At 37.3% G+C, this 26,518-nt stretch carries 19 protein-coding genes and 1 rRNA gene; 18 read left to right on the top strand and 2 right to left on the bottom strand.

The features are described from left to right. The 13 genes from rrf to radA form a co-directional block, all read left to right on the top strand. Positions 1-91: ribosomal RNA gene (rrf, locus tag ISU02_RS22925) — 5S ribosomal RNA — on the top strand; the annotation flags it as partial. 487 nt (positions 92-578) lie between these two features. Then, complete coding sequence (locus ISU02_RS22920) at positions 579-1,163, top strand: GNAT family N-acetyltransferase (RefSeq protein ID WP_194704195.1); 585 nt, start codon at positions 579-581, stop codon at positions 1,161-1,163. 157 nt (positions 1,164-1,320) lie between these two features. After that, positions 1,321-2,376, top strand: a complete 1,056-nt coding sequence (locus ISU02_RS22915) for a DNA polymerase IV (RefSeq protein ID WP_194704194.1) — start codon at positions 1,321-1,323, stop codon at positions 2,374-2,376. A 413-nt stretch (positions 2,377-2,789) separates the two neighbouring features. After that, positions 2,790-3,869 (top strand): LacI family DNA-binding transcriptional regulator, encoded by a 1,080-nt coding sequence (locus tag ISU02_RS22910; protein ID WP_194704193.1) that lies wholly within the window; start codon positions 2,790-2,792, stop codon positions 3,867-3,869. Then, the gene (locus ISU02_RS22905) at positions 3,866-5,977 is read left to right on the top strand and encodes a TIM-barrel domain-containing protein (protein ID WP_194704192.1); all 2,112 of its coding nucleotides are present in this window, start codon (positions 3,866-3,868) and stop codon (positions 5,975-5,977) included. Before ISU02_RS22910 ends, ISU02_RS22905 begins: the two co-directional genes overlap by 4 nt. Before the next feature lie 96 nt (positions 5,978-6,073). Continuing rightward, entirely contained in the window at positions 6,074-8,440 is a 2,367-nt protein-coding gene (locus ISU02_RS22900; RefSeq protein WP_194704191.1) for a glycogen/starch/alpha-glucan phosphorylase, read from the top strand. Between the two features lie 32 nt (positions 8,441-8,472). Further along, on the top strand, positions 8,473-9,414 hold the full coding sequence (locus ISU02_RS22895; RefSeq protein ID WP_194704190.1) for an ROK family protein: 942 nt from the start codon (positions 8,473-8,475) through the stop codon (positions 9,412-9,414). A 68-nt stretch (positions 9,415-9,482) separates the two neighbouring features. Beyond that, the gene (locus ISU02_RS22890) at positions 9,483-10,784 is read left to right on the top strand and encodes a glucose-6-phosphate isomerase (protein WP_194704189.1); all 1,302 of its coding nucleotides are present in this window, start codon (positions 9,483-9,485) and stop codon (positions 10,782-10,784) included. Positions 10,785-10,963: 179 nt separating this feature from the next. Next, entirely contained in the window at positions 10,964-13,312 is a 2,349-nt protein-coding gene (nrdJ, locus tag ISU02_RS22885; protein ID WP_194704188.1) for a ribonucleoside-triphosphate reductase, adenosylcobalamin-dependent, read from the top strand. Positions 13,313-13,563: 251 nt separating this feature from the next. Beyond that, a complete protein-coding gene (locus ISU02_RS22880; RefSeq protein ID WP_194704187.1) occupies positions 13,564-14,382 on the top strand; it encodes a Nif3-like dinuclear metal center hexameric protein in 819 nt (272 codons plus the stop codon). Between the two features lie 153 nt (positions 14,383-14,535). Continuing rightward, a complete protein-coding gene (gene fusA, locus ISU02_RS22875) occupies positions 14,536-16,614 on the top strand; it encodes an elongation factor G (RefSeq protein WP_194704186.1) in 2,079 nt (692 codons plus the stop codon). Positions 16,615-16,881: 267 nt separating this feature from the next. Next, a complete protein-coding gene (locus ISU02_RS22870; protein WP_194704185.1) occupies positions 16,882-19,329 on the top strand; it encodes an ATP-dependent Clp protease ATP-binding subunit in 2,448 nt (815 codons plus the stop codon). A 10-nt stretch (positions 19,330-19,339) separates the two neighbouring features. After that, a complete protein-coding gene (radA, locus tag ISU02_RS22865) occupies positions 19,340-20,698 on the top strand; it encodes a DNA repair protein RadA (RefSeq protein ID WP_194704184.1) in 1,359 nt (452 codons plus the stop codon). Positions 20,699-20,813: 115 nt separating this feature from the next. On the opposite strand, the gene ISU02_RS22860 is transcribed toward radA, so the two are convergent. Then, positions 20,814-21,209, bottom strand: coding sequence for a nucleoside triphosphate pyrophosphohydrolase family protein (locus tag ISU02_RS22860; RefSeq protein ID WP_194704183.1), 396 nt, complete (start codon positions 21,207-21,209; stop codon positions 20,814-20,816). A 272-nt stretch (positions 21,210-21,481) separates the two neighbouring features. Here ISU02_RS22860 and ISU02_RS22855 point away from each other — a divergent pair, with 272 nt between their 5' ends. The 3 genes from ISU02_RS22855 to ispF all read left to right on the top strand — a co-directional run bounded on the left by ISU02_RS22855 (position 21,482) and on the right by ispF (position 23,978). Then, the gene (locus tag ISU02_RS22855) at positions 21,482-21,964 is read left to right on the top strand and encodes a CarD family transcriptional regulator (protein ID WP_194704182.1); all 483 of its coding nucleotides are present in this window, start codon (positions 21,482-21,484) and stop codon (positions 21,962-21,964) included. A 97-nt stretch (positions 21,965-22,061) separates the two neighbouring features. Beyond that, on the top strand, positions 22,062-23,156 hold the full coding sequence (locus ISU02_RS22850; protein WP_194704181.1) for a PIN/TRAM domain-containing protein: 1,095 nt from the start codon (positions 22,062-22,064) through the stop codon (positions 23,154-23,156). A gap of 342 nt (positions 23,157-23,498) precedes the next feature. Continuing rightward, positions 23,499-23,978, top strand: coding sequence for a 2-C-methyl-D-erythritol 2,4-cyclodiphosphate synthase (gene ispF / locus ISU02_RS22845; RefSeq protein WP_194704180.1), 480 nt, complete (start codon positions 23,499-23,501; stop codon positions 23,976-23,978). A gap of 9 nt (positions 23,979-23,987) precedes the next feature. Here the strand turns inward: ispF and ISU02_RS22840 are convergent, their stop codons facing one another. Then, the gene (locus tag ISU02_RS22840; RefSeq protein ID WP_194704179.1) at positions 23,988-24,353 is read right to left on the bottom strand and encodes a hypothetical protein; all 366 of its coding nucleotides are present in this window, start codon (positions 24,351-24,353) and stop codon (positions 23,988-23,990) included. Between the two features lie 115 nt (positions 24,354-24,468). On the opposite strand from ISU02_RS22840, the gene ISU02_RS22835 reads away from it, so the two are divergent. Together ISU02_RS22835 and gltX are read left to right on the top strand one after the other, a co-directional pair. Then, positions 24,469-24,726 (top strand): cysteine-rich small domain-containing protein, encoded by a 258-nt coding sequence (locus ISU02_RS22835; protein ID WP_194704178.1) that lies wholly within the window; start codon positions 24,469-24,471, stop codon positions 24,724-24,726. A gap of 33 nt (positions 24,727-24,759) precedes the next feature. Then, positions 24,760-26,244, top strand: coding sequence for a glutamate--tRNA ligase (gene gltX / locus ISU02_RS22830; RefSeq protein WP_194704177.1), 1,485 nt, complete (start codon positions 24,760-24,762; stop codon positions 26,242-26,244). Positions 26,245-26,518: the final 274 nt, after the last annotated feature.

The following is a 26,518-nucleotide window of genomic DNA, read 5'->3' as shown; positions in this document are numbered from 1 at the left end:
ACCTGTTCCCATACCGAACACAGAAGTAAAGTCCTCCAGCGTCGATGGTACTTGGCGGGCAGCTGCCTGGGAGAGTAGAACGTTGCTGGTTACAAAGAGATCTGATTGAATAATCAGGTCTTTTTGCTTTTTTTTGAAAGAATCATACCTGTTACATAACGCAACGTTCTCTGCGCTTAAGGCAGCGCAAAGCAGAAGCTGCATAAAAAACGCAACTTCTGAGAGGACCTAACCACCTACTACTCGACGCTTCGCTTGAGATAATAGGCTAGGAGAGTAGAACGTTGCTGGTTACAAAGAGATCTGATTGAATAATCAGGTCTCTTTGCTTTTTTGAAAGATCATACCTGTTACATGACGCAAAGTTCTCCGCACTTAAGGCAGCGCAAGGCAGAAGTTGCATAAAAAACGCAGCTTCTGAGAGGACCTAACCACCTACTACTCGACGCATTTTCCTATTGATTGATATTTCTGGTATAATTATTTGAAAGATACTTTAAGAATCCGATAGATACTGTAAATGACCAGCAGGACTATCATAATCTTAATGTGCGAGAAAATATACTGGAGGTTGTCCTATGAAGGCATATGGAGAAAATTATAAAAAAGAGTATAGAGATGAGCATATATTAAAGAATGGAGAAGTTCTGGTTATTCGAACACCTGTTGAAGATGATGCAGAGCACCTAATAGAACAGATGAAAACAGTTGATTGTGAAACTAAGTTTTTAGCAAGAGAACCTGGGGAATTTTCTTTCACAGTAGAGCAGGAAAAGAAATTTATAAAGAATAGTTTAACAGATGACAATATGCTTTTTTTATTGAGTGAAGTGAACGGATGTATTGTTGGGAACTGTTCAGTTGGTCGCATATCTACGCAGAAGAGATTTTTGCATAGAGCAACCATGGGAATTGCTTTGAAAAAGGATTATTGGCAAATGGGCATCGGGAAAAAAATGATGCATGCCTGTATCAAATGGTGTGAAAACAACGGCATAGAACAGCTTGAACTCGAAGTTGTCACACAAAATTTTAGGGCGCTTTCAATGTATCTTGGATTAGGGTTTGAAGTTTTTGGCACCAAGAAGCACGCTATGAAGTATTCAGATGGTACGTATGGCGATGAATATCACATGATTTACTTCCTAAAAGATAAACTTTAAAGAATAATAATCTTTAGCGCTCAAATTCGTAAGCGCTAGACATAGATGTTTTAGAAAGATTTTTAAGAGTACAAGAAGAATAGTATCTTGAAAAAACAGAACTAATGTTCTATAATAAAGTGTAGTGACTAAAATGATTTTAAAAGAAGGTTTTGATATGGATAGGCAGATTCTACATTTTGATATAGATGCATTCTTTGCTTCAGTTGAACAATTAGATCATCCGGAGTATCAGAATAAACCTCTAATTGTTGGGGGAGATTCAGATCGAGGTGTTGTAGCCACTTGTTCTTATGAGGCAAGAAAGTTTGGTGTTCGAAGTGCCATGAGTGCTGTTGTTGCAAAAAAGCTTTGTCCAAATGGCATTTTCGTTTCTGGAAATATGAAGAGATATCAAGAAGTATCCAGACAGATTTTCGAGTTTATTAAGAGCAAATTTGATCATGTTGAAATTGTCTCCATTGATGAAGCTTATATTGATATAACGGAGTGTAATCAGTCGGCAATTGAAATTGCAATGGATTTGAAGCGATCGGTTAATCAAATGACAGGTCTTACAGTTTCAGTTGGACTATCCTATAACAAGTTTTTAGCAAAGCTGGCTTCTGATTGGAATAAACCAGATGGGATCTTTGTAATAAAAAGAGAAGATATTCCTAGTATATTGTTGCCGTTACCTATTATAAGGATTCACGGTCTTGGAAAAAAGACGTGCGAAAAACTGAATAACATTGGTATTTTTACGATTGAGGATTTATATCAATATCCGCAAAGTTTTCTAAATGAATTTTTAGGTGAACTTTATGCAACCGAAATTTACCATAGAATACATGGCATTGACCACAGAACTGTCGAGGAACATCATGATCGAAAATCATATGGTAAGGAAACGACACTGCAGGAAGACACAACAGATAGAGAGATTATAAAGGGCATATTGGACCAATACCTCATAAGGATCAGAGAAGCATTGGAAAAAAGGTCTTTAATGGCCAAAACCATTACTATTAAAATAAAGTATCAAGATTTTGAACAGTTTACAAGAAGTTACAGTCTTGAATACTATACCAATAATCTAAAAATATGGCGTGAAGCTCTAAATAGCACTTTTGAATTGCTGGAACTTGATAAGCCCGTTAGACTCGTTGGATTGACGCTTTCAAATTTTGAAGATCAAGATTATAAACAGTTCAATCTGTTGGAAAGCATATGATGAGATATTTGGCGAAATCATCTTTTAAAAGAAATATAGATGTTACAAGAAATATGGATGTTAAATTGTAATATCACTTGATTAAAAAAGCGCCCTCTAGGGCTCTTTTTTTATTGTAAGTCCCTATAATAAGTAAGTAATATGCGACTCTTTATATTAAAGGTAGGACTGTATTGAAAATCAGGATAATAAATTATGGTTTTCACAAAAAAAGAAGTGTGGTATAATAAAATGGTAACGTTACCGAAAACGTTACCAAAACGTAAAATAAATTTATCTGCTCCTATTTGATCTAGGAGTGGGTGTTTTTACAGATGAGGCACTTGATGAGAAAGTAACGGCATTTGATTTGATTATGACCATAGGATGTCTCTTTTTATCTATGTTGTAGAAGATATAGGAGTTGAATCAGTATGAAAAGTATTAACATTAAGGATATTGCACGATTGGCAGGCGTGGGGGTGAGCACGGTTTCCAGGGTGATCAATCAACATCCCGATGTCAAGGCAGAAACACGAGAGAATATACTGAAGATTATAGAAGAATACAATTATATTCCCAACAATAGTGCTAGAAATTTAAAGCGGACTGAAACAGATGATGTCGGTATACTCATCAAAGGTTTGTATAACCCGTTTTTTGCTCAAATGTTGGGTTCGATTGAAAACATTCTCTCTCAAAATGGATATGGGTTGTTGAGTCACTACAATGGAGATAATTCTGCCAGTCAACTAGACAGTTTAAGAAGTAATGAACATATGAGAGATATTGATATTGCCTATGAGTTTATCATGGAAAAGAAACTGTGCGGTCTCATTTGTCTAGGTGGTGACTTCAATGATGTAACAGAGAAGGACCTTTTGAGATTAGGGGTACCCCTCATTGTGGCATCTACGAACATGGATGAATCCATTAATAAGAATTTGTATTCAAGTGTTGCAATAGATAATGAACGTGCAGCTTTTGATGCAGTAACGTATCTCTGTGATGAAGGCCATAGACACATTGGGATTATCACCACGGGCGCTGGCGATTTATCCATTGGAACTGCACGTACTAGAGGTTACATGAATGCACTGAGCAACGCAGGCATCTCAAAAAATGAACTCTATTTCGACATGGGGGCCTATACTTTTGAGACGGCATATGAAGCGATGAATAGACTTTTAGATAAAGCCCCAGAGCTCACAGCAGTGTTTGCAATTTCAGATATTATGGCCATAGGAGCAAGTAAAGCCATTTTAGATAGGGGATTAAAAATTCCAGAAGATATATCCGTAATTGGATTTGATGATATAGATTATGCGGCATTTTTTAATCCAACATTGACAACTGTTAGGCAACCTGTAAGAGAGATTGCCATCTCAACAGGGGAGCTTATGGTAGGGCTTTTGGAGTCCGTAGAAAATCATAAACATGTTCAATTTCCAACAAAGCTTATGATTAGAGATTCGAGTTGTTCGAATAGGGAAAATGGAGGTGAAAATAAATGAAAACTTTCAGAAATGAAAATCAAGTTAGAAAAATTAGTATAGGGACATGCTTCCCAACAGACACGATTTTAGATAGGTCTTTCAGTGAAGCAAGCTATGATACAGAGGCCATTTTAGAAATATGTGATTTAAAAACTAAAGTTTTGCTTAAATTTGAAATGAGTGATGCGGATTGTGTCTATGGTTTAGGAGAGAATTTGAGAGGCATTAACAAGAGAGGCTATCAGTATGAGTCTTTCTGCTCTGATGAATCCAAGCATTTACCGGGAAAGACTTCATTGTATGCAGCTCATAATTTTTTTATTATTCATGGGGAATCTAATTTGGGTGTATACATTGATTTTTCTGGTAAGATCAACTACGATATCGGATTTTCCTGCATAGACGAAATGAGTATTCTCGTTGCAGGTAAAGATTTTGATATTTATCTGTATGAGGGAACGTTAAACGAAATTGTAAAGCAGTTTAGACAAAGTATTGGTATGAATTATGTACCGCCTCAATGGGCTTTTGGATATCAGCAAAGTAGATGGAGTTATGAAAATGCCGATATTGTGCGTGAAATTGCAAAGGGATTTGAAACCTATGATATACCATGTGACGCAATCTATCTGGATATTGACTACATGGAACGATTTAAAGATTTCACAGTGAGCGATGAAAGATTTCCTGATTTTAGATCTTTTGTGGACAGTATGCTTCAAAAGGATATAAAACTTGTTCCAATTATTGATGCAGGTGTAAAGATAGAACCGGATTATGATGTGTATGAGGAGGGGATTGAAAACGACTATTTCTGTACAGATATTGAGGGCAACCCTTTTGTTGCTGCAGTCTGGCCAGGGAAAGTTCATTTCCCAGATTTCTTAAATCCAGACGCAAGAAAATGGTTTGGAAAAAAATATCATTTCTTATTAGATCAAGGCATTAAGGGATTTTGGAACGATATGAATGAACCCGCCATCTTTTATTCAGAGCAGAGGCTGAAAGAAACTTTTGAATGGCTGAAAGCACATGAAAACACCAATTTGGATATCTATTCTTTCTTTGAGATGATTGAAAAGGTCAATGGCTTGTCCAATGCTGTGGCAGACTATAAGAATTTATATCATAAAGTGGGTACTCAAAGGGTAAATCACTATGAGGTTCACAATTTATATGGCTACAATATGACAAGAGCAGCAGATGAGGGCTTTAAGCAATTTGATGAGAACCAAAGAGTATTGCTTCTAACGCGGGCATCACATATTGGGATGGCTAAGCATTCAGGCATATGGACAGGCGATAACCATTCTTGGTGGGAGCATTTAAAATTGAATATTCAGATGATGCCATCCTTGAATATGGTGGGATTTCTTTATTCAGGAGCAGATACAGGCGGTTTTCAAGATGACGTCAGTCCAGATTTAATGGTGAGATGGTTACAGTTTAGTCTATTTACGCCATTGCTCAGGAATCATAGTGCCTTGGGGACAAAAATGCAAGAGCCTTGGCGTTTTGAGGAAAAAATAAGACTACAGTTAAGAGATATTATCAGGTTGAGATATGCATTAATCCCTTATTTATATTCTGAGTTTATGAAGGCCTCTATCCAATTTGATATGCTTTTTAAACCACTCAGTTTTGAATATACATCAGCAGAAGCAGATGGTGTGGAAGATCAATTGCTAGTGGGTGAATCCCTGATGATAGCACCTGTTTATGAACAAAATGCCAAGGGGAGAACAGTCTATTTACCTGAAAAAATGCTGCTGTGGAAAGCAAGCGCTTATGAAAATATCAATACATCTCAATTAGAAGAAGTTGAAGCAGGATATCATTATATAAAAGCGCATTTAAATGAAATTCTTATTTTTATCAGACCAGGTAAATTGTTGCCACTTGTCGCACCTATGGATAGAGTTTCTAAACTCAAAAAAAATGAACTTTCTGTGATTGGATACGGCAGTGGTTATTTAAAATATGAACTTTATGAAGACGATGGCGAGTCCTTTGATTTCAAACGCGGTGAGTATCATTTGAGCATTTTGGAAGTAGACCATAATCAAGTTGTCAAATCGAACAATAGTCATCATAGCTTAAAAAATCAATGGATCGTCAGAGCATAAGTATATCTTGAAAATTTGAATGATCTGCGTTGAGCGTTAAGGCAAGTTCAGTGGTCAGAAACATTTTGATTTTTAGGAAAAGAAAGGAAGAAGAATATGAACACATATTTAGAGGATATAAAATTTATTTTAAAATCGGAGTACAGTAAAACACTTGAGACAGCAACAAAACAGGAGATTTATCAAGCTCTTTCTAAGACTTTAATGGTGTCACTGACAGATCAATGGGAAGTTTCTACCAAGGCTTACGCAAAAGGCAAGCAAGCATTTTATCTATCCGCAGAGTTTCTAATGGGAAGAGCACTTGGAAATAATTTGCTAAACCTAGGACAGACAGAAACTTTCTCGACACTTCTAGAATCTGTAAATCTCAATTTAAATGAGATTGAAGAGATTGAAGAAGATGCCGGTCTTGGAAATGGTGGATTAGGGCGTTTAGCAGCGTGTTTCTTAGATTCAGCGGCGTCCACAAGGATACCGCTTCACGGCTATGGCATAAGATATGACTATGGTATTTTTAAACAGCTCATCGAAAACGGATTCCAAAAAGAAGAAGCGGATGAGTGGTTAAAATATGGCGATCCTTGGTCTATAAGAAGGTTTGATGAATCTGTTATCGTTCACTTTGGAGACGGGGATGTAAGAGCTGTGCCATACGATACACCTATCATCGGCTATGAGGTTAAAAACATCAATACGCTTAGATTGTGGAAAGCAGAAGCACTTGTACCATTTGATTTTGAAAAGTTTAACGATCAGGAATATGATTTAGCGGTTAAATCTAAAAATAGAGCAGAGGACATTTCCAGAGTACTCTATCCGAATGACTCTGAAGATCAAGGTAAGATATTGAGATTAAAGCAACAGTATTTCTTTGTATCTGCATCTATTCAAGATATGGTAAAGCAGTTTAAGCAAACACATGGTGACGATTTTGAACACTTTTCAGACTATGTGGCTATTCAGCTCAATGACACGCATCCGGTGGTGGCAATACCAGAGCTTATGAGAATTCTCATAGATGAGGAACACTTGACTTTTAAAAAGGCTTGGCAGATTGCCAATAAAACTTTTTCCTATACGAACCACACGATTCTCATGGAAGCGCTTGAAAAGTGGTGGGAAGGTTTTTATAAAGAGCTCTTACCTCGTATTTATGAGATTATTGTAAAAATTGACAAGCAATTTGTAGCTGAGCTCAAAGCTTTAAATTATGATCCAAATGTCATTCAAAAAATGAGAATTATATCTGATCATATGATTCACATGGCTTATCTTGCGATCTATGGGTCCAAGGCGATTAATGGTGTGGCGGAGCTTCACACAGAAATATTAAAACATCAAGAACTCAAGGATTGGTATGCCCTTTTCCCTAATAAGTTTCAGAATAAAACCAACGGCATCACTCAAAGAAGGTGGTTGGCACTTTGTAATCCTGAATTGACAGCATTTATCACAGAGTTATTGGATAACCCAGATTGGCTAAAGGATCTTGAGTCTCTTAAAGGATTGGCTAAATTTGAAAATGACGATGCCGTACTCAATAGACTTATGGACATTAAACACACTAAAAAGCTTCAATTGGTTGAATATATTAAAGAAGTGGAAGGTATTGAGCTCAATCCAGACGCCATTTTTGACATTCAAATAAAGCGATTGCATGAGTATAAACGTCAATTGCTCAATGCATTTCAAATTTTAAATTTGTATTTTGATATTAAAGAAAATCCTGAAAATGAAATTGTACCGAGAACCTTTATATTCGGCGCAAAAGCTGCGCCAGGATATCAACGTGCAAAGGGCATCATTAAATTTATCAATGAGATCGCAGAGCTTGTGAACAATGATGCAGATGTGAATGGCAGAATTAAAGTTGTCTTTGTCACTAATTACAGAGTGTCTTATGGGGAGAAACTGTTCCCAGCAGCAGATTTATCAGAACAAATATCTACGGCTGGTAAAGAAGCATCAGGTACAGGCAATATGAAGTTTATGTTGAATGCAACACCGACAATTGGAACCTTGGATGGTGCAAACGTGGAAATCGTACAAGAAGCGGGTATGGAAAACAATTTTATCTTTGGTGCTAAGTCAGAAGAGATCGAAGCCATGAAAGCAGACTATGATCCCGTTGAAATTTATATGAGCCATCCGAGGTTAAAGAAAATAGTAGACACTTTAGTCGATGGGACTTTTAATGATGAAGGAACGGGTTGGTTTAAAGAACTTCACCATAGTTTGTTGATGGGTGCCTCTTGGCATCAACCGGATAATTATTTCATTTTGCATGATTTTGATGCATATGTTGAAGCGCAAAAAGCGGTCAATGAGGCCTATAAAAACAAAAAAGAGTGGGCTAAAAAATGTCTCGCCAACCTTGCAAATGCTGGTAAGTTTAGTAGTGATAGAACGATTTTAGAGTATGCAAAAGATATTTGGAATATTGTTCAGATTGATGTATAATTATGGGTGACTATTATTAATTGGAGGCCCGTATGTTCATTGGAATAGATTTAGGTGGTACGAATATCGCCGGTGGTTTGGTAGACGCATCCGGTCAAATTGTAAGAAGTATTTCGAAACCCACACTTGTGGAACGTGGTAGCGATGCTATTATCGCCGATATTGCTGAAATTATTCAAACTTTAAGAACACATTCAGAAGATGTGGAAAGTGTCGGCATAGGGATTCCGGGAATTGCGGATCCGCATACTGGTGTCGTCCTCGCGTGTGTTAATTTAAACTGGTATGATGTACCCCTTAGAGAAAAGCTAGAAACCATCGTTGGCATTCCAGTATTCATAGATAATGATGCCACTGTAGCTGGTGTTGCGGAGTTTCAAGTTGCGCAGAAAGGTCAATATACCAATGCGGTGATACTGACTCTTGGCACTGGTGTTGGTGGCGGTCTCCTTGTGAATGGTGAAGTTGTTTCAGGACATCATGGGATTGGGTCTGAAATGGGTCACATGATCATTGGTGAAAATTTTTATGATTGCAATTGTGGTAGAAATGGTTGTTTGGAAACCTTTACTTCTTCAAAGGCCATAATAAAATACACCAAGCATCTGTTGGAAAATGGTGAGGTATCAGATCTTATCATGACGGCTGCACATGGTGATATTAACAATATTAATGGTCAAATTATATTTGATGCGGCTAAAAAAGGTGATGCTCTTGCCAACAAGGTGGTTGATCGATTGGTCAAATATTTGAGCAGGGGCATTATCAATATTATTTGCGTGGTCGATCCTGAAATCATTCTTCTAGGTGGTGGTATTTCAAATGCAGGTGATTTTCTAGTGGATAAGATTAAATTGGCTCTAGAGGATTTAAAGTATTATAAAAATTCAGCACTTGCAAAAATTGAAATTGCTAAACTTAAGAATGATGCGGGCATTATCGGCGCTGCAATTTATGCCAAAATGCATCAATGATGACGGTCAGCATAAACAAATTGTCATGGACATAGCAGACGATGGATTTGAAAAATGGAGATGAGAAAATGAGTAAAATTAAATTTGATTATTCAAATAGCTTAACGAGCGCACATGAATATGAATACTTTAAGCCTCAAATAATGGCGGCACATGAACTTTTACACAGCGGGAAAGGCCAAGGCAATGATTATCTGGGGTGGTTACACTATCCTTCAAGTTATGATCAAGCTGAATTTGAACGCATTAAAGTCACTGCAAAGAAAATCAATGAAAGAGCAGATGTTTTAATTGTCATCGGTATTGGTGGATCTTATTTAGGTTCGAAAACAGTAATTGATGCATTATCCCATAGTTTTTACAATGAACTGCCTAAAGAAAAGAGAAAAGGTGCAAAAATTTACTTTGCAGGCAATCATATCAGTGGCACTTACCTTTCAGATCTTCTAGAGATTATAGAGACGCAAGAGGTTTGTCTTAACGTCATTTCGAAATCGGGAACGACTACAGAACCTGCAATTGCTTTTAGAATTTTAAAGAAGGCACTGGAGGCTAAATACGGTAAAACTGAGGCGAAAGATAGAATCTTTGCAACGACAGATGCTGAAAAAGGTGCTCTTAGAACACTTGCCAATAAAGAGGGTTATGAGACCTTCGTTATTCCTGCTAATGTAGGGGGCAGATTTTCTGTGATTACGCCAGTGGGGCTCTTGCCGATTGCTGTGGCAGGGATAGATATTGATGCATTGATGCAAGGGGTTAAAGATGGCGAAACGGAATACTCAGAAACGAATATCGATGAAAACCCATGTTATCAATATGCGCTTATGAGAAATGTACTTTATAATAAGGGCAAAGCGATCGAAGTACTGGTCAATTATGAACCTTCAATGGCCTTTCTAGCAGAGTGGTGGATGCAACTTTATGGAGAGAGCGAAGGGAAAGATGGCAAGGGATTATTTCCTACAAAGATGAATAACACAACAGATTTACATTCCATGGGTCAGATGATACAAGATGGTCCAAGAATTATGTTTGAAACAGTGGTTAGAGTAGAATCTGTTGAGAAGGACCTCGTGCTTGAGATGGAAGATCAAGATTTGGATGGTCTCAATTATCTTGCAGGTAAAAAAATGAGCTATGTCAATGAAAATGCTTTTAAAGGGACTTTAGAGGCACATGTGGACGGTCGTGTACCAAATCTAGTGGTGACCATTCCTCAAAAAGATGCCTACCATTTTGGTAAATTACTCTATTTCTTCATGAAGGCATGTGGTATCAGTGGCTATGTTCTAGGTGTGAATCCATTCGATCAACCCGGTGTGGAAGCCTATAAAAAGAATATGTTCAGACTGCTTGGGAAGAAATAGAATGTGATTTCACAGATAAAATGCATATGATATGAACTGAAAAAGCGGATCAATTGGTCCGTTTTTTTGTGTTTTTTTGATGTTCGATGTTTACAGTGGAATTGACTGATGGTACAATATATAGTGTTAGCGGCAAAGAGTAATTACTAAATATTGTGAAATGGTGGGAGAGAAGACCTATGAAAGTAGTAAAAAGAGATGGGACTATTGTCGATTTTGAAATCGGTAAAATCGTAAGGGCAATTGAGAAAGCAATGTTGGAAACAACAATAGGTATAGATGAAACGCTTTGCACTTCAATAGGAGATGCTATTTTAGAAGTATCTAATGGAAGAGAATTGCCAATTTCTGTTGATGAGATACAAGATCTTGTGGAAGATCTTTTGATGGAGAGTCCTCGAAAAGATGCCGCAAAGAAATATATTATTTATAGAAATGAGAAAGACAAGACCAGAACCTCGAGAAAGAAGGAAGATCATCGCCTACTGACGGATGAATTTATCAGTAAGTATAAGCACATGAATTCACCTATGGAACAACTGGGGAATTTTGTTTATTATAGGACTTACTCAAGATGGTTGCCGGATGAAAAGAGAAGAGAATACTGGTGGGAAACCGTAAGACGTGCAGTGGAATACAACTGTAATATTGTGCAGACCAATCGCTCAGAAGCTGAAGAACTATTTGATAATATATTTAATTTGAGACAGTTTTTATCAGGAAGAACCTTCTGGGTGGGCGGCACACCTGTTGCAAAACACTATCCAATGGCGAATTATAATTGCAGTTTTCAAATTATCAATTCATTTGATGCATTCAAAGACATCTTTTACTTGTTGATGATCGGGTCAGGCGTTGGCGTTAGAATTTTAAAAGAGGATGTGGCCTTATTACCTAAGGTGAGAACAGATTTTGAAGTGGTTCATAAAGATTACACCCCTCTACCTAGATCAGAACGTGAAGATAATACAAGTATGGAATTCTTCTATAATAACACCGTTAAGATCACTATTGGAGATTCAAAAGAAGGCTGGGTCCAATCATTAGATTTCTTCTTAAAACTCATCCATACAAATGAATACAGAAATATTAAAACGATTATTATCGATTATGATCACGTAAGACCAAAAGGTGAGAAACTGAGGACATTCGGTGGAACAGCAAGCGGTCACACAAGTCTTAAAAATATGTTCCATAAAATAGATCGCGTCATTAAAAAGTTAGGCCTTTTACATGAGACTAAAACTGTAAAATTGAGACCTATTGACTGCTTAGATGTGGCAAATGTAATTGGTGAAAATGTAGTTGTTGGTGGCGTAAGAAGAACTGCTGAAATCGTTCTCGTGGATGCAGATGATAAAGAATGCATCGAAGCTAAATCGAATTTGTACACAATGGAAGATGGCAAGTGGGTTGTCAATGAAGAAATTCTGCACAGACAAATGAGTAACAACTCCATTTACTACCGTGAGAAACCAAGCAGAGAAATGATAAAGTGGCAACTTGAAAAAATGAGATATTCTGGAGAGCCGGGTTGGGTTAATGAAGTTGCAGGTGCAAAGAGAAGACCTAATTTCAATGGTGTTAATCCATGTGGTGAGATTTTATTAGATAGTAAAGGCCTTTGTAATCTTACGACAATAAATGTTTTTGCCTTTGTGGAAAAGGACAAGCTAGATATCAAAGGGCTGTTAAAAGCACAGCGATTGTCTGCACGTTCAAGCTACAGAATGACTTGTGTGGAACTTGAACTACCACTTTGGAATAACGTTCAACAGAGAGATAAATTACTGGGATGTTCGCTTACTGGATGGCAGGATATGGTGAATGCAACGGGTATGTCTAAAACCGAACAAGCAACTGTTTTAAGACAATTGAGAGACGTTGCTCAGAAAGAAGCAGAAGTATATGCAGCTGAACTTGGCTCCAGTGCGCCAATTCTAGTGACTACAGTTAAACCTGAAGGGACATTGTCGCAATTGCCAAGTGTATCAAGCGGCGTTCACTACTCGCATTCACCGTACTTCATAAGACGTGTTAGAATAAATGCCCATGATCCACTGGTTAAAGTTTGTGAAGAGCTCGGATATCCAGTATTCCCTGAGGTTGGTCAAGAATGGGAAACCTGCACCACTAAGATCGTAGAGTTTCCTGTTAAAGCACCATACGGTAAAACAAAGTATGATGTGACAGCACTGGATCAACTTGAAAACTACAAGTTATTCATGGAAAATTACGTGGACCACAATTGTTCTATTACAGTTCATGTGAGACCTGAAGAATGGGAACAAGTTGAAGATTGGGTTTATGAGAACTGGGACGATACTGTGGCATTGTCATTCTTGCCTTTGGATGATAGTTTCTATCAAATGTTGCCTTATGAGTCCATAGAGGAAGAGGAATATAATAGACGCGTTTCTGAGATGAAGCCATTTAGACCATCGTTGATTACTAAATATGAAAAGGAAGAAATGAATTTTGATATAGGAACAGATGGCTGTGAAACGGGTGCGTGTCCTGTTAGATAATAAGCGGATTTTGAATCCATTCTTCTAAGAGAAAATGCTTCTAAGAGATTGTTCTTCTAAGAAATAATTGTTTTAATATGGAAAACTGTATTTGAGTCCACAGGATTTGAATACAGTTTTTTCATTAAAAAAAGAATCAAATTTTACAAAAAAATAATTAGGAACACTAATTTATTTTGTGATTTTACAGCCTAAAATTCAAAAATAGTAGTATCATATAATTAGTTGAGGAATTAAAAGGAGGCTATCAAATGACTACTAAAGAAATTATGGAAATTGCTTTAAAACTGGCGGGATTATCGGAAATGCCATCGGATACTTCGATAAACGTTGAAGGCGATTCGATTCAAAAGATATTGATCGGAATAGACATGGAAAACCCAGAGATTTTACTTGCTAAAGAACTGGGCTACGACCTGGTTGTAAGCCATCATCCAAAGGCAGATACGTCAAAGACGGACTTCTCTAAAGTTATGGAACGTCAAATAGATAAAATGGTTGAATTCGGTGTTCCGATCAATAGAGCCCAAAAGGCCCTGAGCAAAAAGATAAACACAGTGAGCATATCCAATCATGTATGCAATTATGATCGCGTTTCTTCGTTTGCTAAATTGGCTGGAATGCCTTTCATGAATATTCACATGCCAGCAGATATCATTGGAGAGCGATTTGTTCAAAAATATTTAGATGATAAGTTTGAAGGTCAAAATAAGAAAACACTGGAAGATGTTGTATCCGCTTTAAACGAGCTTGACATCTACAAGAATGCATTGGCTTCGCCTGTGATCAGATGTGGTTCTGGTAAAGATTATGCCGGTAAGATTGCAGTACTCTTTGCAGGGGGCACAAATGGAGGCGCTGATGTCTACAAAGCTTATTTTGATGCTGGGGTGGGCACGATTATCGCAATGCATGCGCCAGAGGATGTGATAAAAGCCGTAAAAGATCAAAATATTGGTAATATCATTGTGGCAGGACATATGGCCAGTGATTCCATAGGTCTGAATGCGATTATAAGTGCTTGGAAAGAAAAAGGTCTTGAAGTGACTAAAATGTCAGGTATTCTTTAATTCAATAGTTTATCATTGTGAAAATCTCAAAATAAATTTTATTTATTTTGAGATTTTTTATGCTCAGCAGAAGGATTTTGAGAAAGTTTATAGAATATTACAAATAGTGCGAAAATTCTAATAAATCTGCATAATGAGAGGAGAAATACTATTATGAAGAATTACACGGTAGATAAAATAAGAAATGTTGCATTTTTGGGTCATGGGGGCAGTGGAAAAACAACTTTAACTGAATCATTATTGTACACGACGAAAGTCACAAAAAGAATGGGAAAGGTTGACGATGGCAACACCGTTTCAGATTATGATAAAGAAGAAATTAACCGAAAATTCAGTATTGGAGCATCTGTAATTCCAATTGAATGGCAGGATCATAAATATAATTTTTTAGATACACCAGGTTATTTTGATTTTGTAGGCGACGTATTCAGTGCACTCAGAGTTTCAGGGGGAGCAGTCATCTTGATTGACGCTTCTTCAGGTATAGAAGTAGGCACAGAGAAAGCTTGGAATTTTACTGAAAAAAGGGACATGCCTAAAATTGTCTTTATCAACAAAATGGATAAAGATAATGTTTCCTACGTCAAGTTGATTAAAGAGTTAAAGGATACGTTTGGCAAAAAAATTGCGCCATTTTGCATTCCTATAGGAGATGGTGAGAACTTTAATGGTTTTGTAAATGTAGTAGATGAAATTGGTAGAGTATTTAATGGCACTGAATGTGTAGATGCTCCTATTCCAGAAGACATGTTACCTCGTGTAAAACCGATTAGAGATATGCTAATAGAAGCAGTTGCTGAAAGCGATGAAGAACTCATGATGAAATATTTTGAAGGCGAAGCTTTTACAACTGAAGAGATTCATGAAGGTCTTAGAAGAGGTGTTATCTCTGGTGAAATTGTACCTGTACTTGTGGGGAGTGCTGAGAAGAGAATTGGTATTCACACACTTATGAGTATGATTTTCGATTATATGCCAACACCACTGGATATGAATGAGGGTATTTATAAGGGCATTGAACCAGATTCGGAAGTGGAAATTGAGAGAAAGGTATCTGATACAGAGCCACTTTCTGCCCTTGTGTTTAAAACAATGGTAGACCCATTTGTGGGTAAGATATCGATTTTCAAAGTTTATTCGGGTGTTATGAAAAAAGACTTGGAAGTATTAAATGCCAATAAAGATCAGAAAGAAAAAATTGGTTCGCTGTTTCTTTTAAGAGGCAAAGAACAGCTGGAGTGTGACCGTGTCGTTGCAGGAGATATTGGTGCTACTGCAAAACTTCAGTACACTGAAACAGGAGATACGCTTTGTGATAAAGATCACCCAATTAAGTACGCAGGGATCAATTTACCTAAGCCGGCACTCTTCTTGGCAGTTGAACCAAAATCAAAAGGAGATGAAGAAAAAATCAATTCGTCTCTGCATCGCTTGATCGATGAGGACCCTTCCTTCTGTGTTGAGCGCAATTTGGAAACAAAACAAACGCTCATAGGTGGTCAAGGTACAATTCAGATTCAGGTAATCACGAGCAAACTTAAGAATATATTCAGTGTTGAAGTGGTCTTAGAAGATCCAAAAGTGGCCTATAGAGAAGCGATTAAAGGTGTTGCAACTGTTCAAGGTAAGCACAAAAAACAATCGGGTGGAGCAGGACAGTTTGGAGACATCCATGTGAAATTTGAACCAACTAGTGAAGCTTTTGTATTTGAAGAGAAAATATTTGGTGGCTCAGTACCACGTCAGTACATCCCTGCGGTGGAAAAAGGACTTCAAGAATCTTGTGAAAAAGGGATTCTAGCAGGATTCCCGGTGGTCAACTTGAAAGCAACGCTTTTAGATGGGTCTTATCACCCCGTTGATTCTTCAGAAATGGCATTTAAACTGGCAGCACATCTGGCCTTTAAGAAGGGGATGGAAAATGCTCAGCCGATTCTACTTGAGCCTATAATGCATGTTGAAATTTATGTGCCTGATGAATTCATGGGAGATATCATGGGGGATATGAATAGAAGAAGAGGTAGAATTCTCGGTATGGAACAAGATGAAATGGGTTACCAAAAAGTTATCGCTGAAGCGCCGCAGTCAGAGATGTTCGTGTATGCCACAGATTTAAGATCTATGACTCAGGCAAGAGGATGGTTTAGCATGAAAGTTGAGCGTTATGAAGAAGTACCTATGCAAATTGCAGTAAAAGTTATTGAACAGTCCAAAAGAGAAAATGAAAAATAGAGTATCACATTTAAGATGTGAACGCACAGAGAGAAATAGGTAGGGGAAGCTTGTACTAAGTTTCAAAGTGATCCGCGTATTTATTTTATAGAGGCATCACTCGCATTGGATGAATCCATTCCGTGTTGAGTGATGCTTTTATTTGAGTGCAATATTTGAATGCAATATTTGAGTGCAATGGATTCCTTGTTTTCAGAATGCAAAATGAATGATAAACTAGTATTAAAATGAATTGTAACGTGATGTATTTAAAAGGGGAGGCAGCTGATGTTTAAATATAATTTTGATGAAAATGCAAATGATGTCATCAATTTTGCCTTTGCTGAGGCAAGGGACCTCGGACATCGGTTTGTTGGAACAGAGCATTTGATTTTGGGACTATCTATTATAAAGAATTCCAAAGTGCACACGGTGTTTGATTACTATAAAATAACCACTGACGACCTGAGACTTGAATTGATAAAAAGGATAGGCAAAGGGGATTATAATGCTGGAATTGAGGATTATACCCCTAGGGCTAAGGCTTGTATAGAGAGAAGTTATCAATATTCTCTTGAAACCAATAGTGACGAAATCATGCCAGAACATATTTTAATGAGTATCATGCAGGATAAGTATGCCATTGGGTACAAAGTTTTGACAGCGTTGAGTTTAGATGTTCAAAAGATGCTTTTAAACATCTTAGATGCGCCCGCTGAGAAAGTTGGCCCTAAGATTATTAAGGGGAATAAAGCTTTAAATTATCAAGTGAAATTGGTAGATTTTGAGGAAGCCTATGATACTCAGGTGCCAAACGTCATCAATCGTGTAGGCATTAATCTTACAGAAATTGCTAAAGATTCGCCTTATCAAGAGATCATCGGTCGAGAGCGCGAAATTAATCGGTTAATCCAAATCCTGAGCAGAAAGACTAAAAATAATCCTTGTATTTTGGGGGAACCTGGTGTCGGTAAAACAGCACTGGTTCACGGTCTTGCCAATCGGATTGCATCTGGCAGGGTTCCAGAGGGCTTGAAAGATAAAGAAGTGATTTTGATCAATATCAGTTATTTGGTGTCTGGAACCATGTTTAGAGGTCAATTTGAAGAGCGCTTTAACGAATTGCTCAAAGTTCTAAAAGAGGAACACAAGTACATTGCTTTTTTTGATGAACTTCATAATTTAATCGGTGCTGGGGCTACTGGAGAAAAGTCACTAGATGCAATGGGAATGCTGAAGCCCTTGTTGACAACCGGTGAAATTCAAATGATTGGCGCGACGACCTTCTCAGATTTTCAAAAGTATTTGGAGACTGATGAAGCCATGATGAGGCGATTGATTCCACTAAAAATTGAAGAGCCGACAAAAGAAGAATCTTACACCATACTTCAGCAAACTAAACATCAATATGAGAACCACCATGATTTAATCATATCTAATGAAGCTATTGATGCGGCCATTAGGTTATCTCAGCGATACATTACAGATCGAAGATTGCCGGATAAGGCCATAGATATCATTGATGAGGCTTGCTCTAAAAAGCGCATTGAAAGTTTGAAGACAATAGAAATTTTAGATGAACTCAAGTATCGCTTACAAATGCTTAAAGAGCATAAAGAAGAAGCGATCTTGGAAATGGACTTTGAAAATGCATCTAAATTGCAAACTGAAGAGAAGCGCATTCTATCTCATATTGAAAAAAATGAGAAGGCGAAACATCTGATGCAAGCTAGAAAATTAACCGTTGACGTGGCGGATATTGAGCAAGCTGTTTCGGAGTGGACGAATATTCCTGTGACAAAGCTCCAGATACATGAAAAAGAAAATTTGAGGTTGTTAGAGAAACGACTTTCAGAAATGGTTTTAGGCCAGGAACAGGCAATCAACATGATCTCAAATGCTCTAAAACGTTCAAGATTGGGGATTAAAGATGCAAGGAAACCCGTGGGGACTTTTTTATTTGTGGGTCCCACAGGAGTTGGAAAAACTGAACTTGCAAAATCAATTGCAGATGTTTTCTATGGGGATGTCAATAATCTGATTAAGTTTGATATGTCTGAATACATGGAAAAATATTCTGTTTCAAAATTGATTGGTTCGCCACCGGGTTATGAGGGCAACAAAGAAGGCGGCCTTTTGACCAATGCTGTCAAAAAAATGCCTTATAGTGTGATTGTCTTCGATGAAGTGGAAAAAGCAGATTTTGAAGTGCTCAATATTTTGCTTTCCATTATGGATGAAGGTCAACTCAAAGATGGTAGAGGAAAGCAAGTTGATTTTAAAAATACATTGCTCATATTGACTTCTAATCTCGGTGTTGAAGAGCTTTCCATTAAAACCGTGGGCTTTGGAGGCAATACTTCTAAGTCCATTGCGGAAGAGAAAATAAGGGCGGCGGCCAAGAACTTTTTTAAACCGGAATTCATCAATAGAATCGATGAAATCATTGTCTTTAATGCACTTGAACTCAACGAAATAACGCGTATTGTCGAAAAAGAACTCGTTCTTTTTAAATCGCTTATGCAAGAACAAGGCATTCAAATTCACTTTGATTCAGAAGTATCGAAGCTTATTGCTGAAACCAATTTTGATGAAAAATATGGTGCAAGACCGATTAAACGCGCTGTGGACCGCTTAATTAAAGATAAAATTGCTGATTTGATGCTTAATGAAGAAGAGATAGAGGCAATAGAGATAACCGTTGAAGATTCAGATTTGAAATTCAGCGTAAATTAGAGGGGGATCTATGTCAAAAGCAAAGACGAAATTTGTATGTCAAAATTGTGGTTATATTTCTCCTAAATGGCTTGGTAAATGTCTTGAGTGTGGCGAGTGGAACAGCTTTGTAGAAGATGTTGAGATCAAGGAAACGAAGACGGCCAGTCTTAATATTAACAGTGAAGCTTATCCCCAGAAATTAAAGGATATTGCCTATGACCATGAAAGTCGAGTATCCACGAGAATGAGAGAATTAGACATTGTTTTAGGCGGTGGTCTGGTCAATGGTTCTTTGATATTGGTTGGTGGGGATCCTGGTATCGGTAAATCAACTTTATTGCTTCAAGTGGCGAATAATCTTTCAATGGATAAAAAGATAGTGCTCTATGTTTCTGGCGAAGAATCTATCAAGCAGACGAAACTAAGAGCCGAGCGGTTGTCTATGGCAACTGAAGAACTCTACATTATGGCAGAAAATAATATAGAACGCATCAAATATCATGTGGAACAATTAAAACCACATGTACTTATAGTCGATTCTATTCAGACTGTCTTTAATCCTGAAATTTCAAGTGCACCTGGAACGGTGAGTCAAGTGAGGGAATCCACCAACCAGTTCATGAACATTGCTAAGAAATTTGGTGTAACGACCTTTATTGTAGGTCATGTGACAAAGCAAGGTGCAATAGCAGGACCAAAGATTTTAGAACATATGGTGGACACTGTACTCTATTTTGAGGGTGAAAGACAAAGCATCTTCAGAATTTTGAGGGCAGTCAAAAATAGGTTTGGGTCGACTAATGAAATAGGTATTTTTGAGATGACTAATCTGGGGTTGATTGAGGTCGATAATCCTTCGAAAATATTTTTGACAAATTCATCGAAAAAAGAAGCTGGCTCGGTGATCATACCAACTCTGGAAGGTACGAGAACGGTTTTAGTTGAAATTCAATGTCTGGCTTCCCAAACGAATTTTAACATGCCAAGGCGCATGGCAATAGGTATAGACTATAACAGATTGGTCCTTTTAACAGCAGTACTTGAAAAAAAAGTGGGGATGTCGCTTTACAATCAAGATATTTATCTCAATGTGGTTGGGGGCATGTCGTTGGATGAACCTGCTGCAGATTTAGCAGTTGTAATGGCAATTGCGTCAAGTTTTAGAGAAGTCTGTATTTCAAGCGATATGGTCATCTTTGGGGAAGTGGGCTTGACCGGAGAGATTCGGACGGTAAATCAGGTTCAACAAAGGGTTAATGAAGCTTCAAAGATGGGCTTTAAAAAAGCCATTATACCCAAAAGTAATCTAGAGGGCATACAGCGCCCCGATCAGTTTACTATTATTGGGATGCAACATATAGAAGATGTCTTTAAATACTTCTTTTAAATAGAATCGATCGATGCTTTTATTAAATAAAAAGAGAGCTCTGCGAACAAACCTGTTAAGGGTATTGTCGATGAGCTCTTTTTATTTTTATCATATGTGCAGGTACGGAAGAACCCTAGTAAAGACTAAACTTGCCCAATGTGTTGATTTTTTTATACTCTTTTAACATCACGTCATATAAGCTGATGTCTAGTGCGTTGCAGAGTGCAGCAATATAGAATTCAAGATTGCCCAATTCTTCCTCTATCTTTTCACGACAGGTAGGACATAAGGCGCCTTTTATGTGGTCAGCACGATATTCCTTCAAAGATTCATAATCTGTGCCTTCCGGCAGCGGTGACTTTGAAGCATCCAGTGTTATGCAGCCGCAGTTTGTGATGGATTTGATAACAGCTCGATTGGACTTGGATTCAGCATCGTTGATTTTGCTCAAGATATCCAATAAACTAGCATGCCTGATAAGGACTTCATCAACCTTATCTTGAAATTCGTCATATATTACATCTTTCATAAAAACCTCCGATATTATAAATGGTTAAAGCATCAAATGAGCTATTTTAAGATCGTTTAGATTAATTACATTTTACCACAGATTATTTTAAAGAAAAAGGCATAAAAAAATGGAATGGGGTAGAGCAGAAACTTTAAAAAAAAATAATTTTGATCCCTGAAACAAAGGTGTTGACAATGATTAAGACAAATAGTAAAATATAGTTTTATTGAAACAACTTCAAAACTAGTGTATAATGGAGATAACATTAAATTATTGCATGGAGGTTGCTTATGTTTAAGATTGGTGATAAAGTAGTGTACCCTATGCATGGCGCTGGGGTCATCGAAGGAATTGAAGAAAAAGAACTGATGGGAGAAACGAGAGAATTTTATATTTTGAAACTTCCAATCAGGAACATGAAAGTGATGTTACCAATTGATAATGCTGAAAATTTGGGCGTTAGAAAGGTGGTCGACATAAATGCTTTTGGCCAAGTTATGGATATTCTTGCGCAGGATAAGAGCATTATGCCAGACAATTGGAATCGTAGATATCGTTCAAATCTTGAGCTTGTGAAAACAGGTGATATTTTTGAAGTTGCCACTGTTGTGAGAAACCTAGAAATTCTTGATAGAGAAAAAGGATTGTCCACAGGCGAGCGTAAAATGTTGAATAACTCTAAGCAGATCTTAGTGAGCGAGCTTATTTTATCCAAAAATTTAAAAGAGGATGAAGTAGTCACTTTGGTGAATGCGACGATTGGTAGTAATTGAGGGCGAAGCCCTTTTTTTTTTTTCACATAATTTGACTTTTTTGCTCACTATGTTACAATCAATATGATTGCTATAACAAAAAGAGAGGAGGAATTGAATGATTGAGAGAATAATAAAATATATCATTACTTTTGTTGGATTCTGCGTCGGAATCGGTTTTGGTATTTATATTGCTGATCTACTGTATTTAAAAAATATTTTTAATGTGGACAGAATGGTCTACACTGTGATAATACCCGCTTTATTAGGACTTATAATTGGCTTTTTAGCCTACTTTTTTTCCAATTTTATGATCAAAACAAGTAAACGAATGGTTCAGTATGCTCAAAGTGAGCTTGAGAAAATTCCGCCACAGGATTTCTTATTTGGATTGCTGGGATTGGTCTTAGGACTTGTAATCGCCTTTTTAATCAGTGGACTTTATGAGATTATACCAATTCCCATGGTTGCAAATGCATTGAAAATTTTGACGTTCATTTTTTTTGGCTATTTAGGGTCTTCTCTTGCACAGAAAAACATGAAAGATCCCACAAAATTGCAAGATTGGGCTAAAAAAGTCAATATGCCTAAACCCAATAAAAATACTGTAACTGAGGAATTTGTAAAACCAAAGATTTTAGATACCAGTGTGATTATTGATGGTAGAATTTCTGACATTTGCAAGACGGGTTTTGTGGAAGGGACGATTGTCATTCCTGAATTTGTACTCAGAGAGTTACGTCATATAGCGGATTCGTCTGATGGCTTGAAGAGAAATAGAGGGCGCAGAGGTCTGGATATTCTCAAAATAATCCAAAAGGAAATGCCTATAGAAGTTAAAATAGTAGATATAGATTTTGATGAGGTTTCAGAAGTCGATATAAAGTTGATTAAGTTAGCTCAAAAAATTAACGGTAGCATCGTAACGAATGATTACAATTTGAATAAGGTGGCGACGCTTCAAGAAATTCAAATACTAAACATTAATGAACTTGCAAATGCGGTTAAACCTGTTGTTCTTCCGGGGGAAGAAATGTATATCCAAATTATCAAAGAAGGCAAAGAATCCAATCAGGGCGTCGCTTATCTAGATGATGGGACCATGATCGTAGTTGAAGAAGGTCGTAAACGTATTAATGAGACGATCTATGTGGTCGTGACCAGTGTGCTACAAACAGCTGCCGGTCGAATGATTTTTGCAAAACCCAAATAGGATAGTATGAAAAAATAAAGTACCTTTTAAGTGATGAACCCACCGTCTTAAGTTAGAGCTGAAAATCTAATTTAAGGCGATGGGTTCATATTCTTGACTCAAAGGGTGCTTTTTTACATTTCAATAAGGCATAAAAAAACAAAAAAACGTAAAAAAGAATTGTTTTAAGTGTACCCGGCATGGGGAAATTAGTATTCAGAATGAAATAGATTTGATATAATTTATGTGGAATCTCCATAAAAAAACAGTTTCTGCTTGCAGACACAAATGCCACAATCTTTAATTATAACCGTGAGGTTTAGAATGGATGATGGCATTTAAAAATGAAGAAAGGGATCTGAGATGAAAATTGGCATTGGATACGATGTACACAGGCTCACTGGGGAGAGAAGATTAATTATTGGAGGCGTTGAAATTGCACATGATAAGGGCTTGCTAGGCCATTCGGATGCAGATGTTCTCTTGCATGCCGTTATGGATGCGATTTTGGGTGCGCTTGGAAAAGGCGATATAGGCAAACATTTCCCGGATCAAGATATGGCTTTTAAAGATATTTCGAGCATGATTTTACTCGAAAAAGTGGCGAAGACGATGCAGGATGAAGATTATCGAATTGGCAATATAGATGCCGTTATTGTAGCTCAAAAACCTAAAATGGCACCCCATATAGCCTTGATGCAAGAGAATATAGGACGCATTTTAAACTGTAGTTCGGATTCGATTAACATTAAAGCCACAACAACAGAGTGGCTCGGGTTTGAAGGTCGTGAAGAGGGTATTTCCGCTCAAGCAGTGGTTCTTTTAGAAAAAAGATGCTTATAAAAAGACTTCTTATAAATAAAATGCAAAATAAGAAAATGCAAATAAAATAATACCTGATATCACCATTTTTTTAAAGGCTTCTTCAGATTTTTTTTGACTGATTTGTTTTTGATTTTGATCAAAGTTTTGATCATGCCCTTGATCATGCTCTTGATCTTTAAAGCGCTTTTGATTGCGCTCATTGGCAATAAATTTAAAAGAGCGTCGATCGCGAGCTTTATATGCAGAGGCTGCAAAAACAGAGGTAATGAAAAGGAATCCTCCCATGAATACAAATGCCCCTTCAAGTGTTATTTGTGGGAAAAATGAAATAAGTATAGAAAAGAGACTTGAATATAAGACTATTTTTGCAATATCTTTAAAATGTTTTTTCATACTTTGCTCCTTGTGTTACTTGGTACCTATTGTATTCAAAAAAAAAATGATTAGCAACCATTTTGTTAATAAATTACGTGGTTTTAGAAAAAGATAAAAATTGAGGAGGCTTCAAATGAGCGAAAACTATAAATTTACACAGAATCGAGAATGCGAATATTTTCCATGTCATAAAGGCGCTGACCCGGAAACTTTTAACTGCCTATTTTGCTATTGTCCGCTTTATATGCTCAAGGACGAGTGTGGCGGTAATTTCTCAATTAATCATGGGATTAAGGACTGTAGCGGTTGTACAAAGCCTCATGTCGGTGAGAGTTATGATTTTGTCATGAGTAAGATTAAGCTGGTCATTGAAAGAGGATCGGATTTCTAGTATAATAGCGAAGAAGAAAAAGGAGGCATTCAAATGAGTGTTAGATTAAGATTTGCACCGAGCCCAACGGGATATGTACACATTGGTGGGTTAAGAACAGCATTATACAATTATTTATATGCAAAAAAAGAGAAGGGTCAATATATTCTTCGTGTGGAAGATACGGATCAGACGAGACTCGTTGAAGGTGCCGTTGAAGGTATGATAAAAGCCATGTCATGGGCAGGGGTTATGCACGAAGAAGGTCCAATGCTTGAGGACGATAAGATTGTTGAAATCGGCGAATATGGACCTTATGTTCAGTCCGATCGACTTGAAATATATAAAAAACATTCAGAAGAACTCATTGAAAAAGGCCATGCTTATTACTGCTTCTGTTCAAAAGAAAGAATGGAAAATGTGAGAGAAGCTCAGAAGGCAGAAGGTAAGACGGCTAAATACGATGGACACTGTAGACATCTTTCAAAAGAAGAAGTTGAAGCGAAACTTGCTGCTGGAGAGTCACATGTGGTGAGACTAAAATTACCCGAGAATCGTGTGATCGAGTTTGATGATCTTATCAAAGGGCATATTGCAGTGAACACAAATGACATGGATGACCAAGTACTCATGAAAGCAGATGGATTTCCAACGTATCATCTGGCAGTTGTCGTGGACGATCATTATATGAAGATTAGCCATGTGGTTCGTGGGGATGAGTGGCTTATTTCCACACCAAAACATATATACACCTATGAAGCTTTTGGATGGGAAGTACCACAATTTGTTCATTTGCCAGTTATATTGAGCCAATCTAAGAAAAAACTTAGCAAACGAGAAGGTGACGTTTCTGTTGAGGACTTTAGAAAAAAAGGTTACTTACCAGAAGCACTTATCAACTTTATTGCACTGGTTGGATGGTCGCCAGAAGATGGTGAAGAAATCATGTCAATCGATGAACTCATTGAGAAATTTTCGTTTGATCGCGTATCGAAGTCAAGCGGTGTATTCGATGTAGATAAGTTAAATTGGATGAATAACCATTATATCAAACAATATGATTTGGCTCAGTTGACAGAGCTTTGCAAACCTTATTTTGTTACTTCAGGATTTACGACCGAAGCAAACTTTGAGGCCAATAAACCTTGGTTTGAGAAAATTGTAGAGTGCTTAAGAGAAAGATTAAACAAGTTAGACGAGATTGAATCCTATTTTGGTCTTCTAAACAATAATCATTTTGAACTTGAAGATCAAGAGGCAGAGGAAATGATCTCTATGGCACATGTGTCAGCGTTATTAGAGGCGCTTAAACTCAAGTTTAGTGAAATAGAGGTTCTTGAAGTTGCCAATGTAAAAGCCACTTTTAAAGCGCTTCAAAAAGAACTTGGGGTCAAGGGAAAGAACTTGTTCATGCCAATTAGAGTGGCAATGACAGGCCAAGTACACGGACCAGATATCGCACTTTTGATTGAAATCATAGGTAAGGACAATGCCGTTGAGAGAATAGAGCATAGTTTAAAGACTTTTTGCAAGTCGTAAATCAAATTGGAAAATAACAACATTTTGGGGCACTGCTCAATGCCCCAAAACAATTTTCGTTGACGCTGCTTGAGGTTGAACATTCCTCAGTACAGCTTTCGGTTCAAATCTTGTTGTTTTAATAAAGGACCAAGTCACTCAGTGGCTGGGTCCTTTTTGCGGTGTGCCAAGCATGGCACTAATCTAGCTGGTGTAAGTCCAGTCGCGGGTATTTACCGCCAAGCGTAGCGAACCACAAGTTGGTATCAGTAATGGTATGGATGAAGGAAGTGGT

Origin of the sequence: Fusibacter ferrireducens, assembly GCF_015352425.1 — a bacterium.
GTDB classification, from domain to species: Bacteria; Bacillota; Clostridia; order Peptostreptococcales; family Acidaminobacteraceae; genus Fusibacter_A; species Fusibacter_A ferrireducens.
This window is presented reverse-complemented; position numbering and strand designations above follow the sequence as displayed.

Excerpts from the sequence above, each read along its gene's own strand:
- ISU02_RS22920 (WP_194704195.1), top strand. The coding sequence starts at position 579 with ATGAAGGCATATGGAGAAAATTATAAAAAAGAGTATAGAGATGAGCAT.
- ISU02_RS22915 (WP_194704194.1), top strand. The coding sequence starts at position 1,321 with ATGGATAGGCAGATTCTACATTTTGATATAGATGCATTCTTTGCTTCA.
- ISU02_RS22910 (WP_194704193.1), top strand. The coding sequence starts at position 2,790 with ATGAAAAGTATTAACATTAAGGATATTGCACGATTGGCAGGCGTGGGG.
- ISU02_RS22905 (WP_194704192.1), top strand. The coding sequence starts at position 3,866 with ATGAAAACTTTCAGAAATGAAAATCAAGTTAGAAAAATTAGTATAGGG.
- ISU02_RS22900 (WP_194704191.1), top strand. The coding sequence starts at position 6,074 with ATGAACACATATTTAGAGGATATAAAATTTATTTTAAAATCGGAGTAC.
- ISU02_RS22895 (WP_194704190.1), top strand. The coding sequence starts at position 8,473 with ATGTTCATTGGAATAGATTTAGGTGGTACGAATATCGCCGGTGGTTTG.
- ISU02_RS22890 (WP_194704189.1), top strand. The coding sequence starts at position 9,483 with ATGAGTAAAATTAAATTTGATTATTCAAATAGCTTAACGAGCGCACAT.
- nrdJ (WP_194704188.1), top strand. The coding sequence starts at position 10,964 with ATGAAAGTAGTAAAAAGAGATGGGACTATTGTCGATTTTGAAATCGGT.
- ISU02_RS22880 (WP_194704187.1), top strand. The coding sequence starts at position 13,564 with ATGACTACTAAAGAAATTATGGAAATTGCTTTAAAACTGGCGGGATTA.
- fusA (WP_194704186.1), top strand. The coding sequence starts at position 14,536 with ATGAAGAATTACACGGTAGATAAAATAAGAAATGTTGCATTTTTGGGT.
- ISU02_RS22870 (WP_194704185.1), top strand. The coding sequence starts at position 16,882 with ATGTTTAAATATAATTTTGATGAAAATGCAAATGATGTCATCAATTTT.
- radA (WP_194704184.1), top strand. The coding sequence starts at position 19,340 with ATGTCAAAAGCAAAGACGAAATTTGTATGTCAAAATTGTGGTTATATT.
- ISU02_RS22860 (WP_194704183.1), bottom strand. The coding sequence starts at position 21,209 with ATGAAAGATGTAATATATGACGAATTTCAAGATAAGGTTGATGAAGTC.
- ISU02_RS22855 (WP_194704182.1), top strand. The coding sequence starts at position 21,482 with ATGTTTAAGATTGGTGATAAAGTAGTGTACCCTATGCATGGCGCTGGG.
- ISU02_RS22850 (WP_194704181.1), top strand. The coding sequence starts at position 22,062 with ATGATTGAGAGAATAATAAAATATATCATTACTTTTGTTGGATTCTGC.
- ispF (WP_194704180.1), top strand. The coding sequence starts at position 23,499 with ATGAAAATTGGCATTGGATACGATGTACACAGGCTCACTGGGGAGAGA.
- ISU02_RS22840 (WP_194704179.1), bottom strand. The coding sequence starts at position 24,353 with ATGAAAAAACATTTTAAAGATATTGCAAAAATAGTCTTATATTCAAGT.
- ISU02_RS22835 (WP_194704178.1), top strand. The coding sequence starts at position 24,469 with ATGAGCGAAAACTATAAATTTACACAGAATCGAGAATGCGAATATTTT.
- gltX (WP_194704177.1), top strand. The coding sequence starts at position 24,760 with ATGAGTGTTAGATTAAGATTTGCACCGAGCCCAACGGGATATGTACAC.